We start from the raw sequence: 14,661 nt of genomic DNA, 5'->3' as shown, positions 1-14,661 counted from the left end.
CCGGTATCACCGGCATTCCAGACGCCGCCGCCCTTGTCCGAAAGATTGCGCCTCATCCGAGACTCTTGGCACGCGACAACGACTGGACGGCCCTGCGAACCCGCATCGAGACCGATCCTGTTCGTCAAAAGCACGGCAGCCACGCGAGACCCGCTGATCCTGTGCGCCCGTGTTCGCGGTGGTTGGGTGTTCTCCGGTTTCACCCCCGTCACCACCACCACGCTTCGCTGGCGTTTTCCGCAAGGCGTTCCGATTCCTGTTGGCTGCGATGTCCGCCTCACCGGATCAAACGCCGATGGTCAAACCGCTGTCGGCGAAATGACGCTGCCCACGACATGGCACCGGGAGTGCCGGGTGTTTGTCGAGCAATCCGGGCCCGCTGACATTATCTGCCGCGAACAATACTCCGGCGAAATCGGCATCATCCGCCGCCTCCGCATTGGGGGGCTGAAAAATGCAACCGTGACCTTTTTGCCAGACCCTGATTTCCCATCCGACACCGTCCGCATTCAGCAGAACGTGGGCTATTTCGTAACAGGTCCGGCAATACCCTTCCACCGCACATCGGAAGGGTATTGCGTGACCATCGAACCTGTCTCCGGGGAAATTTTTTGTTCGTGGTAACCTGCCTGCATCTGCAAGGGAATTTTCCCTTGGGCAAATTGCGACCATGGCGGAAAAAGAGAATTGTGTGTGTGGGGGGGGGGGGGGGGAGGGAGGAAAAGGGCGGGAAGGGAGGACATATCCCTCAAAAAAAGCGGACCGGCCTGTGAGGGCCGGTCCGCGCTAATGTCATGAAAACAACAATACTAACAAGTATTCGTTACTCGCTCACTTAGCCGAGGCGGGCCTTGAGGGCGTCGCGTTCTGCATTGAGTTCAGCCGGGAGCTTGGTGCCAACCTTGGCGAAGAAGTCAGCCTGATCGGCGACTTCGGCTTTCCACTTGGCAACGTCAACGGCCTGGAGTTCGTCGAACTTGGCCTTGTCGAAGCTGGCGCCGTCCCAATCGATGTCGGCATAGGTGGGCTGGAAGCCGATAGCGGTCTCGGTCGCCTTGGCGCAATCGCAGCCGTTGGCGCGGCCAACGATCCACTTGAGCACGCGGGCGTTTTCGCCGAAACCGGGCCACATGAACTTGCCATTGGCATCCTTGCGGAACCAGTTGACGTGGAACACGGCGGGCATCTTGGCCTTCTTGGCCATGTTGAGCCAGTGCTGGAAGTAGTCACCAACGTGGTAACCGCAGAAGGGCAGCATGGCCATCGGGTCGCGGCGGACTTGACCCACGGTGCCGGCGGCGGCGGCGGTCATTTCGGAGCCCATCGTAGCGGCGATGTAAACGCCCTGCGCCCAGGTCTTGGCCTGGTAAATGAGGGGCATGGTGTCCGGACGGCGGCCACCGAAAATGAAGGCGCTGATCGGAACGCCAGCGGGATCTTCCCAAGCGGAGTCGATCGTCGGGCACTGCGAAGCCGGAGCGGTGAAGCGGGCGTTCGGATGCGCGGCCTTGGCGCCGGTTTCCTTGGCGATGGCGGGCGTCCACTTGTTGCCCTTCCAGTCGATGAGCTCGGCGGGAGTCTCGTCGGTCATGCCTTCCCACCAGACACCACCCTCGGGCGTGAGGGCAACGTTGGTGAAGATGGTGTTCTTCGCCAGCGAGGCCATCGCGTTGGGGTTGGTCTTGTTGGAGGTGCCGGGCGCAACGCCGAAGAAGCCGGCTTCGGGATTAATGGCGCGGAGGACGCCGTTGGCGTCGGGCTTGATCCAGGCGATGTCGTCGCCGACGGTCCACACCTTCCAGCCTTTCTTGAGAAGGGCGTCGGGCGGGATGAGCATGGCGAAGTTGGTCTTGCCGCAGGCCGACGGGAAGGCGGCACTGACGTAGGTGCGGTCGCCCTTGGGGCTTTCGACACCGAGGATGAGCATGTGCTCGGCCATCCATCCTTCGTCGCGAGCCATGTTGGAGGCGATGCGGAGGGCGAAACACTTTTTGCCGAGGAGGGCGTTGCCGCCGTATCCGGAACCGAAGGACCAGATTTCGCGGGTCTCGGGGAAGTGAACGATGTACTTCTCCTTGTTGCAGGGCCAGAGAACGTCTTTCTGACCGGCAGCGAGAGGAGCGCCCACGGAGTGGAGGCAGGGGACGAAGGGTTTTTCACCTTTGTCGATTTCCTTGAACACGGCCAGGCCGATGCGGGCCATGATGCGCATGTTGACGACAACGTAGGCGGAGTCGGTGAGCTCAACGCCAACCTGGGCGATCGGGGAGCCGATGGGGCCCATGCTGTAGGGGAGCACGTACATGGTGCGACCTTTCATCGAGCCCTTGAAGAGGCCGGTGAGCTTGGTGCGCATCTCGACGGGATCAGCCCAGTTGTTGGTGGGTCCGGCGTCGTCCTTGGACTTGGAGCAAATGAAGGTGCGCTCCTCGACGCGGGCAACGTCACCGGCGTCCGAGCGAGCGTAGTAGCAGCCGGGCCAGAGCTTTTCGTTGAGTTTGATAAAGGTGCCGGCTTTCACGAGAGCCCCGCAAAGGGCGTCGTTTTCTTGCTGGGAACCATCGACCCAGTGGATCGCGGCGGGCTGAGTGAGTTCAGCCATCTTTTTTACCCAGTCGAGCAGGGTGGGATTGGTGCTGAGAGGCACAGATGGGTCGCGTGTGGTGGACATAGGAGTCGCAGTTTGAGACATACAGTGGATGAGTAAACCGGAAAGGCCCCCGCCCCGACTGCCTATTATTTCTCCAACCTTGCGCAAAATTTGTGAAGTCGGGGGGATCTGGCCGCACCGCATTAATGGAACTGGTTTCAAGAAACATCGTTGCACGCCAGACGCCACGGCAGCCAACTTGTGAGGGGGGGCCGGTTTTGATCGTTCCGCCCGTTTTTCCCCTCCATTTGATATTTTTTCACAACGTCCCGTGCCGCCCTCCATTCTTATCATCGAAGACGAACCGGCCATCGCCGACACGCTCCTCTACTCGCTCGCGTCCGAAGGTTTTCGTCCGCAGTGGCGTGCCACGGGGCGGGAGGGGCGCGAGGCGCTGGAACGCGAGACGTTTGCCTTGGTGATCCTCGATGTGGGGTTGCCCGACATCAGCGGATTCGCGCTTTGCCAGGAAATCCGCCGGTGCTCGTCGGTGCCGATCCTGTTTCTCACCGCGCGCAACAACGAGATCGACCGTGTGGTCGGCCTTGAGATGGGCGGTGACGATTATGTGGCCAAACCCTTTAGTCCGCGCGAGGTCGCCGCGCGTGTGCGCGCCATCCTGCGTCGCGGGCCGGCAGTGACGAATGCGAACGCAGACGCCGGCGTAACGGTGAACACGAACGCGAGCGCAAAACCTCATGACAACGGGCAACGGTTCACGGTGGACGACACGCGCTTTCAAATCCGTTTTCTGGATACACCGCTCGATCTTACCCGGATCGAATTTCGCCTGTTCAAAGTGCTCCTCTCGCAACCGGGCCGCGTATTCTCGCGTGAACAATTGCTCACCGCCGCGTGGGACGAACCCGAGGCCAGCCTCGATCGCACGGTGGATGCCCACGTCAAGACCATCCGCGCCAAGCTGCGCGCCGTCACGAACGAGGCCGACCCGATCATCCAAACTCACCGTGGCCTGGGGTATTCGTTGAGGGAGGATTGAGCGTATCGGTTTTGCTTGTGGTATTGGTTTTGATCCCTCCCCCCCCCCCCCCCTGCCTCCCGGCTTCATCGGATCAATTCACCGACGGATCATCCGGTTCGTTCGCGTGCAGGCGCCACTCGGCATTGACGTTCCCAAGCACTTCACGCCACAGGCGGACATCAGGCGACGTCTCCATCAAGGTCGGAGGCAGGTTGCTGACCACCCAGGTGTCGGACTTGAGTTCTTTTTCCAACTGCCCGGCGGACCAGCCTGCGTAACCCAAAAACGCGCGCAGCCCCACACCCGGCTGGCCGACGAGTTCGGCGGCCTTGTCGGGATCGATGCCAAACATCAGTTGAAACCCTTCCGACTCGCCGCCCAGTTGCGACCGCCAGGCGCAGAGCAACACCTGTTGCGGCGCGACGGGGCCGCCCTTGAAAAGCGGCACCTCGGAAAGCGGCCCAAGGGCAAACTCGCCGCCCAGTGAGCCGAGCGACCGGTTCATGGGCCGGTTGAGCACGATGCCCAGCGCGCCCTCGGGATCGTGCCCGGAAAGCAGCACGACCGTGCGGCGGAACCCCGGGTCGCGCAACACCGGGTGCGCCACCAGCAGCGAACCGGCGTGGCTTTTGGGTTTGGATTGGCGGCGGGCGTTCATGGAGAAGGCGGGAGCACCGAATGCAAAGGGGCTGACGATTGGCAACAAAATCGTCAACCTCCGCCCAGTTTGCAAATCGCAATGCCCGCGTCGGCCAGCAACGGCTCGACCAGCGGATCGTTTTTGTAGTCGGACCGGAAACGAATCTCCGCAATGCCCGCCGCCGCCAGGATCTTGGCGCAATTGATGCACGGAAAATGCGTTACGTAAGCCACGCAGCCCTCCAGCGAACTGCCGCGCCGGGCGGCGTCGGCCACGGCGTTTTGCTCGGCGTGGACCGTCGCCTGCTCGTGTCCATCGCGCACGCGCGACACATGCGGCGTGCCGGGCAGGTAGCCATTGTAACCGGCAGCCACGAGGCGGTTGGGACGCGCCCCGCCGCTCACCAGCACACAGCCGACGTGCAGACGCTCGCACGGACTGCGCGTGGACAAGAGCACGGCGGTGGCCATGAAATAATCGTCCCAAGACGGGCGTTCGCCAAACTGGCCGGTGGCCTGGGCAATGAGATCAACGGGAGAGGCAAGAGGCGCGTGGTCGCTCATGCGTCCACTGGCTAGGCGGCGCTTCGCCGCTTGTCACATCCGAACTTTGGCCGGGGCATTTTGCAGACAAGCCTCTCTAACGCGACAACCACGCCACCGCCAGCAACAGGGTGAGCACGGCGATGGGCAGGCCCGCTTTCAGGTATTCGACAAAACCCAGGCGCGTGCCGTGGCGGCGCGCAATTTCCGCCACGATGAGATTCGCCACCGAACCGAGCAGCGTGAGGTTGCCCGCCAGCGTGGTCGTTGCGGCGAGCGTGAGCCATGCGCCATGCGGATCAGGCAACGCCGGCACGATCGGGCGAAACAACATCACCGCCGGCACGTTGGAAACGATATTGCTCAACACCACCGCCACCGCCGCCAGCGCCCCGGTGCCGTGCCCGGCGAGCGGTTGCAGCACGGCAAACAAACGCATGCCGAGCCCTGAGTGTTCGATCGCGCCGGTGACCACAAACAGTCCGCAAAAAAACACGAGCAGCGACCAGTCGATCTCCTGAAAAACCGTCTCCGGTTCCGTCCGCCGGCTGATCAGCAGGAGCGCCGCGGACAACGCCGCCGCCAGCGGTACCGGCATTCCCGATACGAGAGCAACTATCAGCACCGCGCTCGCCAAAAGCGACTTTCGCAAACGACGCGGCTGGACAAGCTCCCGCCGCTCCCCCTCCCCCCCCGCCGCAATGTCCGGCGCATGCTTGTTGTCAAACACCTCCGCGCGAAACTCCCGCCGGTACACGATCACCAGCACGCCCCACGCCACGGCCAGCCCGGCGAACGCGATGGGCGCGAGCGCCACGGTGAACTCCACAAACCCGATGCCCGACGCCATGCCCACGAGCATATTTTGCGGATTGCCCGTGATGGTGGCGACCGAGCCGATGTTGGCCGCCGTCACCAAGCCGACGAGATACGGCAACGGATTGCGCCGCAACGCCGCCGCCATTTCCAGCACGAGCGGCGTGAACACGAGGACGATGGTGTCATTCAAAAACAACGCCGACAACCCGCCCGACACCGCGAGCAACAACGCCAGCAAACGCCGCGGCGTGCGCGCCAGCCGGAGAACGCGTGACGTGACAATTTGAAAAAACCCGGCGGCGCGCAGATTGACGTTGAGCACCATCATGCCGAACAGGAGCAGAATCGTATTCCAGTCCACGGCGCGAAACGCGTCCTCCAGTCCGAGCGCGCCGATGACGACGAGCAACGTGGCCCCGACGAGCGCGATGGTGGCGCGGTTCATCTTGAGCGCGGGCAGGCGTCCGATGGCGACTCCGACGAGTGTGAGCGAAGCGATGATGGCCGTGACGATTTGTATCCAGCTCATGGATGAAACATGCATGCGGTGATGGACCGGCGAGCCGAACCGCAAAATCATGAGGCGTCAAACGAGGTCTGAACAACGAACCAACCCACGATGAAACGCCTGAACATTGCGCCGATTCCAAAACCGGCATAGATTTGGCGCACCATGAACCCTGCAAAAACCGCACTCCTCCTTATTGAGTTTCAAAACGACTTCACCACCGCTGGCGGAGTCCTGCACGACGCCGTGAAAGACGTCATCAATTCCACCGGCATGCTTGCCAACGCCACCAAAACCATTGCTGCCGCACGCGCCGCCGGAGCCACCATCATCTTTTCCCCCATCAGTTTTGCCAAAGGCTACCATGAGATCAGCCTCAAACCCTACGGCATCCTCAAAGGCGTCGTGGACACACAAGCCTTCATCAAAGGAACCTGGGGAGCCGATTTTACCGACACCCCTGCTGCCGGCCCCGGCAACACAGGCGGCACGCTCAAACCGCAGGACAGCGACATCGTCATCGAGGGAAAACGCGGCCTCGACGCCTTTGCCTCCACCAACCTCGATTTTATCCTGCGCAGCCGCGGCATCACCGACCTCGCCGTGTGCGGCTTCCTCACCAATTGCTGCGTCGAAAGCACCATGCGCACCGGTTACGAACGCGGCTACCACATGGTGACGCTCACCGATTGTTGCGCCGCCACCAGTCAGGCCGAGCACGACGCCGCAATCCGTTACACCTTCCCGATGTTTTCGCGTCCCCTGACGCACGACGCCTTCCTCGCCGAACTCAGCGGCAGTAATGCCACTGCCGATACAAGTCGCGCTTACTGACACCCGCTACGCCAATCATTCCCAGCGACACGGAAGCGCCCTATGGAGTGCGGCGATTCATCGCCGCTTTGTTCTGCGTGCTTTAGCACGCTGCACGCTTACAGGCGAACCGTTGAAACGGTTCGTCAAAAGCGGCGATGAATCGCCGCACTCCATAAACATCCCACCACCTCCCGCCATATCAACATCCCGACATCTCTCTCAAAACGTCGAAGATTGCCTTAGCCTCTTGGCGGAGCAATCTCCTCGTTCAATGCACCCCCTCACCCACACGCTGCGACTAGCATTCAAACACACCCTCGCCCTCTATTGCGGACTACTGTTTGTCGGCCTTGCAAAAAGTTCGGAAGCCCCCCCGCCCTCCCCTGCCTTCGTCAAGCTGATGGCGATGCGGAATATTGAAGAAGTTGTGCAAACCCTCGTAGGTTCCACGTGGGGAATCGGACCCAAGCTTGATATGACCAGCGCGGAATGGTTCGCCTTTCTAGAACGGGCCATGCGTGAAATCCCCGCCGAGAAAGCCAGCTTTTCGCTCATGGAGCGTGTCGACGCCTTTAACCTCGCCTGCCTGCACGGCGACCGCGACAGGCTGCCCAAATTGCTGCACATCTTTGTTTCCTCCGACTTCTCGTTTCAGGAAAAAGAATACGCATTCAAAGGTCTCGCACAACTCTGGCTGCGCTTGAAAGCGGAAGACTGGCAAACCACGCCACCACCCGCGCCTCGTTTTCCTGACACCGGGATTGATGACGCCGCCATCCAAAATCTGTCACCTGACCAGCAGCAGGCTTGGCAAGCCTATCGTCGCGCGGCCACTGCCAGAAACGCTCTCGAGCCAAGCTACCGCACATGGGCGGATCAGGAAAAAGCGCCCAACTACATCAGCGACAGAACGGTATTCTGGTCGCTATTCGGTGACCTGTTGGCAGACACCCGCACCGTCTCCGCACGCGAAATTCTCAACTACACTTGGGGCTCCTCCTGTGGCACAGGCTCCCAAAATTTCTACTATGCGCGAGAACAAGCCGCCCTCATTGCGCTGGCCCGCGCCGGACAAACAGCCGAGTGCATCGGATCTATTTTCCGACAACCTTTCGATTACATGCCATCCTTCTTCGGATTCGTCCCCTCTTACGACGTCAACATGCGCCTTCTGCGTTTGTGCAGTGGCAGCGCCACCGAGGCGGAAAAACTCTGTCTCGGCGCACTCGTCGATGCCGACAACAATTCCACAACTTTCAACAACAGCCTGCTGCGCAAAAACGCCCTTCTTATGCTCCTCGTCGAAAGCGAAACCCGCCCCGTTGAACTCGTGTTGAACATGGCCCGTCGCGCACCGACAAAGGCCATTTACGACTACATGAAAGCACTCGCGCCACTGCTCCAGTCGCATGAGCAACGAAAGCAACCCCAGATACGCAGTTTTTCCCTCCCTCTCCCCCCACCCCTCCCCGACGGACCACTCCGCACGGAAATCGTCCACTTCTTCGCCGGACAAGCCGCTGTCTCTCCCACCAGCCTGACCGTTGACCAAACCCGCGAAACGATCCGCTGGCTTGAGGACAACCACGACCCCGTTGTCATCAAAACGCTGCACAGCCTGCTCGCCCACCCCTCTTCCAGAGTCGCGGATGCCGCAGCAGCAGCTCTCAAAAGACTCGGCATAAACGCCATCGTTCCCAAAAAGCCAAAGTCCGCCCCGCTCCGTTACCGGCTTCTGGTCAATGGCCAGCCACAACCCAATCTGGAAGTTAGATGGACGATCACCCGACAGACGCCCACCACTCGTGACTCTATCGAGGGAGTCAGTTCACACACACGCACCCATTCTGATGGCGTGCTGGAAATCTCACGCGATTACTTGATCGATGCCGATGGCGCCCAAGTGAGCATCCAGCTCGATTCCGGCATCCGCTTCGCTTCGCTCCAGCCCGGCGGACTTGACCAACCCATCTTCTGCGTGCTTCTGCCCGCCCCCCGCCAGTCCGATGACGGAACACCAACCGACGCCACCGACGCCACCATTGACGTTCCCCTCACGCTGACGTCAATGCGCCTGAAAATCGTGCTTCCGCGTCCGGCCTCGGAATTTGCCGGACAAAAAATGCACGTCTCACTGCGTCCGGGAAAAGATGCGTCTAAGGCAGTGTCGTTCTTTTTTTGCGACGCCGAACTGCCAGTCGCCGACACCGTGGACATCGCCTTGATCATGGCAGGCAAACACACGCTAAGCCTGTCCATTCCCGACGTCGCGACCTGGAGCGGTCAAGTCGATCCAAGTGACCCCGGCACACACACCCTCACGCTCAAGCCACAACGCCCCCGATCTGCGTCCGCGCCGACGCCGTAAAAGGGTTTGTAAGTGGCGCGGGCGTCCCGCCCGCTTCCGCTACACGTAGCGTAGGCATTACGGAGCGGCGTGTTTTTTCCTCCAATCCGCCGCGCTACTCCCACTGGAGGGCGGACACTCCTGTCCGCCCTCCATCCAAGACAGTCGTCCACGTAACTTCTGTGATCTCACTACGCTGACGGCGTCCTCAGCGCGGGTTATAAACCGTCTGCTTGAGATGTTTGCCGGAGAGGGCGCGGAACTCCGCGATGTTTTTCACCGCACCGAGCGCCACAAGCTGGTTGGCGAGGTTGCCGACTGCGGTACCCTCGAGGCTGAACGACACGACCGGGATGCCCGCCGCGTCCGCCGTGGTCTGGCAGAGGAGCGGGCTGCGCGAACCGCCGCCGACAATGAGGATGCGCTTGAATTTGCGTCCGGTGAGCTTTTCGAAAACGCGGATCGCATTGGCATGGCCCTGGCCGAGTGAGTCGCAGATGAGGCGCATGTAGCCGGTGATGTTTTTCGGCGGAGCGGCCTTCTTTTTGCGTAGTTGCCCGTCAATGACAGCCTTCATCGAGGCGGGGTTGGCAAGGGCGGGGTCGGTGACGTCGATCAGAACTTTGGAGGGGGGGAGTTTCGCGGCGGTGGCGATAAGCTTGTCCCACGCTTCGGGCGTCTTGGGACGGGCGGAAGGACCGAGGTCGAGCATGGTGCGTTCAAGGAGCCACATACCAATGACGTTGGTCAGCGGACGATAGCGTCCGTCGCCAATGCGTTCGTTGCAAATGCGGTTGGCCATCGCCTCAGAACCGAGGACGGGCGTGTCGCTTTCAAAACCGACGAGCGACCATGTGCCGGAGCTGAGGAAGATGTCGCCTCCCTCGGGCGCGGCGGGCATCGCGTCGTAGGCGCAGGCAGTGTCGTGACCGGGAACGACGATGACTTGCGTGCCTTGATCGGCAAGGGGCGTGAGGGCGGGGGAATGGGTTGCGCGGATTTTGCCGAGTTTGGTCCCGGCGAGCACGGGTTTGGTAAGCCAGTTGGCAGGCACGCGAAAGTAGTCGAGCGCGGGGCGCGACCAGTCGCAGGAATGCACGTCGAGGAGTTGCGTGGTGCTGGCAATGGTGAGTTCGTTGGCGGCGCGACCAGAGAGGAGGTAGTTGAAATAGTCGGGCAGGAAGAGGCAGCGCGTGGCGAGATCTGTAATGGCAGGGCAACTACGAATCGTTTCTTCAAGCTGGAGGGACGCGTTGTAGAAAACGTTGGCGATGCCGGTGGCTTCGTAGATGCGGGCAAGCGCGGCCCGGGTGTTGGCGAGACGCTTCAGGCCGGCCTGGGTGCGGTTGTCGCGGTATGCGTGCGCCGGATACACGAGGCGTCCGGCGTCGTTGAGGAGCACGTAGTCCACGCCCCAGGTGTCCACGCCAACGGAGGAGAGACGGGCGCCGCGCGGGAGGGTTTTTATTGCTTTGGCTAGGCCGGTTTGGATCTCGGTCCAGAGTCCGGCGATGTTCCAGTAATCGTGTCCGCCGATGGATTGGAAGGCGTTGGGGAAGCGATGAACTTCGCGCAGGGTGAGCTTGTTTTTCGCCCAAGTGCCGAGAATCACGCGCCCGCTGGTGGCGCCAAGGTCGATGGCGGCGGCGTGAACGGGGGGGGGGGGGGGGAGGAGTTTTTGAGCCATGATGGAAAGCGCAGGACGTTGCCCGAGTCGCCTTCCGAAATCTACCAAAAACTCTCAAATTCTACCAGAACGTGTCAGAAACAGGTTTGCAATCCATGCCTCCGGGCCGCCTCAATGAATGCCGACCTGACCTCCCGCATGAGCTCCCATCACCACCGCGCCCCGCGTCCTAACGGCAAACGCCTGCAACTCATGGCCACGTGCCTGTGCGATGCCATCTACGACGACGTAGCCATCGCCACCGTCGAGGTGCTCGAATACCTGGGTTGCGAGATTTCGTTTCCCGAGGCGCAAACCTGCTGCGGCCAACCCGCGTTCAACGGCGGCGACTGGCCTGCCTCGCGCAAGGTCGTGCGCCACACGGTGAAGACATTTGCCAATGACGCCGCAGCCATGAGCACCGCTGGCGATGCGAAGGCCATCAACACGACTGCGGCGGACGTGCCCGTGATCGTCCCTTCCGGTTCGTGCGCGGCGATGATGTTTCACGGCGCGTTGCTCGAATTTGAGAACGAGCCCGATCTCCCCGAAGTTGCCGCGCTTGGTGCGCGTACTTGGGAATTGACCGACTACATCGTCAACGGCCTCGGCGTCACTTCGTGGCCGGGCAAGTTCGATGGCAAAGTGGCGTTTCACCGCTCCTGTCACTCACGCGGCACGCCGACCCCCGCGGCGGTGCACACGCTCCTCAACACCATCACCGGCCTGCAAGTCCTGCCCTTCGGCGAGGCCGAGCAATGTTGTGGTTTCGGCGGCACGTTCTCGGTGACCTTCCCGCACATTTCAAAGGCGATGGGAGAACTCAAACTCGACCACATTCTTGCCGAGAATCCGGACTACATCGTGTCGATCGACATGAGTTGCTTGATGAGCCTCAGCGGCCTCGCCGCCAAAGGCGGACGCCCGATAAAAATCATGCACATCTCGCAACTGCTCCGCGACTCCCTGCGCAACGCTGGCGTGCTCAAGATGTAACAAATATTGATTAAAAAATCTAAATTGTGGCGACACTGTCGCACCAATTTAGAGAAATTAATAACAAATGCCTCCGACCTCCAAAAACGCCAAGTCTGCTAAGCCCGCCACGTCCACCAAAACCAGAGCCGCCAAGCCCGACAGGACTGGTAAACGTTCGCTTGTCATCGACGCCATTACGCAAGCGGCCTCTCCCCCCCCCCCACCCCCCCCTTCCCTCTCTACGTCCGAAGCCTCGTTTGCCGAACTTGTTGGCCTGATCCAGACTGCGCGCGAACGGACTTTTCAGGCGATCAACAGTGCGCTGGTCGAACTCTACTGGCGCGTCGGAGAATATATCAGCAGCAAACTTGCCACCGCCGAATGGGGCGAAGGAACCATCCCCCAACTCGCTGCTTACATCGCCCGACGCCACCCTGATATCAAGGGTTTCACCAGAAGTAACCTGTTTAGAGCCAGACAGTTTTACGAGACATATGAGAACGATTCAATTGTCGCGACACTGTCGCGACAATTACCATGGAGCCATAATCTGCTGATTCTTTCCCGCGCCAAACGCCCCGAAGAACGCGAGTTTTACCTTCGCATGACCCTTCGTGAGCACTGGAGCTACCGCGAACTCGAACGCCAACTCAACAGTGCCCTTTTTGAGCGCACCGTCCTATCCCCGCCAATTACCTCGGCGCCCCTGCGAAAACTGCATCCCGACGCCCTGAGCATTTTCAAAGACAGCTACCTGCTCGATTTCCTGAACCTCCCCGACAAGCACAACGAAGCCGATCTGCACCACGCCCTGGTGCAAAACCTCCGCCGCTTCCTGACCGAACTCGGACGCGATTTTTGTTACATTGGCAGCGAACACCGCCTCCAAGTTGGCGGCAAAGACTTCGCCATCGACCTCCTCTTTTTCCATCGCGGCCTCAACGCCCTTGTGGCCATCGACCTTAAAATCGAGGAATTCCAACCCGCGCACATCGGGCAACTCGATTTTTATCTCGAAGCCCTGGATCGCGACGTTCGTAAACCCCATGAAAACCCCTCGATCGGCCTCCTCCTCTGTGCGACCAAGGACAACGAAGTCGTTGAGTACGCCCTCAGCCGCAGCCTCTCCCCCGCGCTTGTAGCGGAATACGAACTACAACTCCCCGACAAAAAATTCCTCCAAGCCAAACTCCACGAATTCTACCAACTCAGCGCCGCTGCCCTCCCCCCCCCCCCCTCCTCCGCTGCCGACCTCTAGCAAGCAACCCATTTAACCCAATTCCACCATGCGCCAGCCCATTGACCAATTTGCCGCCCGCCTCGCCGCCGACAAACCTGCCACCCGCGCCGCCGTTTACGACGGCTCCAAATCCGGTTACGACGCCCGCCTCCGCGCCCTCACCAACAGCTACACCACCCCCAACAAACTCCGCCACCTCGCCGGACGCATCAAACAACACGTCGTCGAAAACCTCGACACCTACCTCCCCCAAGTCGAAGCCCGCCTCACTGCCAACGGCGCGCAAGTCCACTGGGCCACCGACGCCGACGAAGCCTGCGCCCACGTCCACCGCATCATGCAAGCCCGCGGCGCCACCAAAATGGTGAAAGCCAAAACCATGGTCAGCGAAGAAATCCACCTCGCCGATTACCTCGAAAAACGCGGCATGGAATGCCTCGAAACCGACCTCGGCGAATTCATCATCCAAATCGACCACGACCACCCCTCGCACATCGTCAAACCCATCATCCACAAAAACCGCCGCGAAATCGCCACCTCCTTTGAGAAAAACGGACTCGGCGCCTACAACGACGACCCCACCACCATCACCCGCCGCGCCCGCCAGCACCTCCGCCACAAATACCTCGCCGCCGACGTCGGCCTCAGCGGAGCCAACTTTGTATCCGCCGAAAGCGGACGCCTCGTCCTCGTCACCAACGAAGGCAACTCCCGCTTCTGCCTCGCCGCCACACCCGTTCACATCGCCCTCGTCGGTATCGAAAAAATACTACCACGCGACCGCGACCTCGGCGTCTTCTTGAACCTCCTTGCCCGCTCCGCCACCGGCCAGCAACTCACCTCCTACACCGAATTCATTCGCGGCCCCAAGTCTGCCAACCAACCCGACGGACCCGATGAAATGCACGTCATCTTTGTGGACAACGGACGCAGCGACGTGCTTGCCAGCAACTGCCGCGAAATCCTCCGCTGCATCCGCTGCGCCGCCTGCCTCAACGTCTGCCCCGTTTATCGCCAAGCCAGCGGCCACGCCTACCGCGCCGTCTATCCCGGCCCCGTCGGAGCCGTCCTCTCACCCCTCCTTGCCGGGAAAAAATTCCCCGAAATGGCCGACCTCCCCAAAGCCTCCAGCCTCTGCGGCGCGTGCAACGAAGTCTGCCCCGTCAACATCCCCATCCCCGACCTGCTCCTCCGCCTCCGCGACCGCGCCAAACAAGAAAAAAGCAAAGTCGCCGCTGCTGACGTTCCCCCGATGGGGGCCTTCGGCCTCCTCGCCACCAGCCCCACCCTCTGGAAAACCGCCATGGCCACTGGTGGCCTCTCCAAACTCGTGCCCACCGCCCTCATGCCCCGCGCTGGCAAAACCTGGGTCAACACCCGCGGCCTCCCCGAATGGCGCGGCGGCAAATTCCGCAAATGGTTCCGGCAACACCAAAAAACGAATACACCCACACCCAACTCTTAGACAAAACA

Annotated in this window: 12 protein-coding genes; 7 read left to right on the top strand and 5 right to left on the bottom strand. The window is 61.0% G+C overall.

Going from position 1 to position 14,661, the window contains the following annotated elements; all coding sequences use genetic code 11:
* Positions 1 to 33: 33 nt before the first annotated feature.
* The gene (locus tag OBACDRAFT_RS12825; protein WP_232767080.1) at positions 34 to 624 is read left to right on the top strand and encodes a hypothetical protein; all 591 of its coding nucleotides are present in this window, start codon (positions 34 to 36) and stop codon (positions 622 to 624) included.
* 211 nt (positions 625 to 835) lie between these two features.
* Here OBACDRAFT_RS12825 and OBACDRAFT_RS12820 read toward each other — a convergent pair whose 3' ends face one another.
* Positions 836 to 2,671, bottom strand: coding sequence for a phosphoenolpyruvate carboxykinase (GTP) (locus OBACDRAFT_RS12820; protein WP_043586185.1), 1,836 nt, complete (start codon positions 2,669 to 2,671; stop codon positions 836 to 838).
* Between the two features lie 250 nt (positions 2,672 to 2,921).
* Between OBACDRAFT_RS12820 and creB the strand changes: the two genes are divergently transcribed.
* Complete coding sequence (gene creB / locus OBACDRAFT_RS12815) at positions 2,922 to 3,650, top strand: two-component system response regulator CreB (protein WP_043586183.1); 729 nt, start codon at positions 2,922 to 2,924, stop codon at positions 3,648 to 3,650.
* Between the two features lie 73 nt (positions 3,651 to 3,723).
* Here creB and OBACDRAFT_RS12810 read toward each other — a convergent pair whose 3' ends face one another.
* The 3 genes from OBACDRAFT_RS12810 to OBACDRAFT_RS12800 all read right to left on the bottom strand — a co-directional run bounded on the left by OBACDRAFT_RS12810 (position 3,724) and on the right by OBACDRAFT_RS12800 (position 6,177).
* The gene (locus OBACDRAFT_RS12810) at positions 3,724 to 4,335 is read right to left on the bottom strand and encodes a YqgE/AlgH family protein (RefSeq protein WP_232767078.1); all 612 of its coding nucleotides are present in this window, start codon (positions 4,333 to 4,335) and stop codon (positions 3,724 to 3,726) included.
* Between the two features lie 8 nt (positions 4,336 to 4,343).
* Entirely contained in the window at positions 4,344 to 4,835 is a 492-nt protein-coding gene (locus tag OBACDRAFT_RS12805) for a deoxycytidylate deaminase (protein WP_043586180.1), read from the bottom strand.
* Between the two features lie 76 nt (positions 4,836 to 4,911).
* Positions 4,912 to 6,177, bottom strand: a complete 1,266-nt coding sequence (locus OBACDRAFT_RS12800; protein ID WP_232767076.1) for an ArsB/NhaD family transporter — start codon at positions 6,175 to 6,177, stop codon at positions 4,912 to 4,914.
* 129 nt (positions 6,178 to 6,306) lie between these two features.
* Between OBACDRAFT_RS12800 and OBACDRAFT_RS12795 the strand changes: the two genes are divergently transcribed.
* Both OBACDRAFT_RS12795 and OBACDRAFT_RS12790 read left to right on the top strand, forming a co-directional pair.
* Positions 6,307 to 6,975 (top strand): cysteine hydrolase family protein, encoded by a 669-nt coding sequence (locus tag OBACDRAFT_RS12795; RefSeq protein ID WP_043586179.1) that lies wholly within the window; start codon positions 6,307 to 6,309, stop codon positions 6,973 to 6,975.
* 253 nt (positions 6,976 to 7,228) lie between these two features.
* Positions 7,229 to 9,325, top strand: coding sequence for a hypothetical protein (locus OBACDRAFT_RS12790; RefSeq protein WP_043586178.1), 2,097 nt, complete (start codon positions 7,229 to 7,231; stop codon positions 9,323 to 9,325).
* A 187-nt stretch (positions 9,326 to 9,512) separates the two neighbouring features.
* On the opposite strand, the gene OBACDRAFT_RS12785 is transcribed toward OBACDRAFT_RS12790, so the two are convergent.
* Positions 9,513 to 10,991, bottom strand: coding sequence for a rhamnulokinase (locus OBACDRAFT_RS12785; protein WP_043586177.1), 1,479 nt, complete (start codon positions 10,989 to 10,991; stop codon positions 9,513 to 9,515).
* Between the two features lie 138 nt (positions 10,992 to 11,129).
* Between OBACDRAFT_RS12785 and OBACDRAFT_RS12780 the strand changes: the two genes are divergently transcribed.
* The 3 genes from OBACDRAFT_RS12780 to OBACDRAFT_RS12770 all read left to right on the top strand — a co-directional run bounded on the left by OBACDRAFT_RS12780 (position 11,130) and on the right by OBACDRAFT_RS12770 (position 14,653).
* Positions 11,130 to 11,966 (top strand): (Fe-S)-binding protein, encoded by an 837-nt coding sequence (locus OBACDRAFT_RS12780; protein WP_052361932.1) that lies wholly within the window; start codon positions 11,130 to 11,132, stop codon positions 11,964 to 11,966.
* Positions 11,967 to 12,033: 67 nt separating this feature from the next.
* The gene (locus OBACDRAFT_RS12775) at positions 12,034 to 13,206 is read left to right on the top strand and encodes a PDDEXK nuclease domain-containing protein (RefSeq protein WP_081722026.1); all 1,173 of its coding nucleotides are present in this window, start codon (positions 12,034 to 12,036) and stop codon (positions 13,204 to 13,206) included.
* Between the two features lie 28 nt (positions 13,207 to 13,234).
* Positions 13,235 to 14,653: a LutB/LldF family L-lactate oxidation iron-sulfur protein gene (locus OBACDRAFT_RS12770; protein ID WP_043586175.1), complete on the top strand. Its 1,419-nt coding sequence runs from the start codon at positions 13,235 to 13,237 to the stop codon at positions 14,651 to 14,653.
* The last annotated feature ends 8 nt before the right edge of the window (positions 14,654 to 14,661 follow it).

Origin of the sequence: Geminisphaera colitermitum TAV2 (assembly GCF_000171235.2) — a bacterium.
GTDB classification, from domain to species: Bacteria; Verrucomicrobiota; Verrucomicrobiia; order Opitutales; family Opitutaceae; genus Geminisphaera; species Geminisphaera colitermitum.
This window is presented reverse-complemented; position numbering and strand designations above follow the sequence as displayed.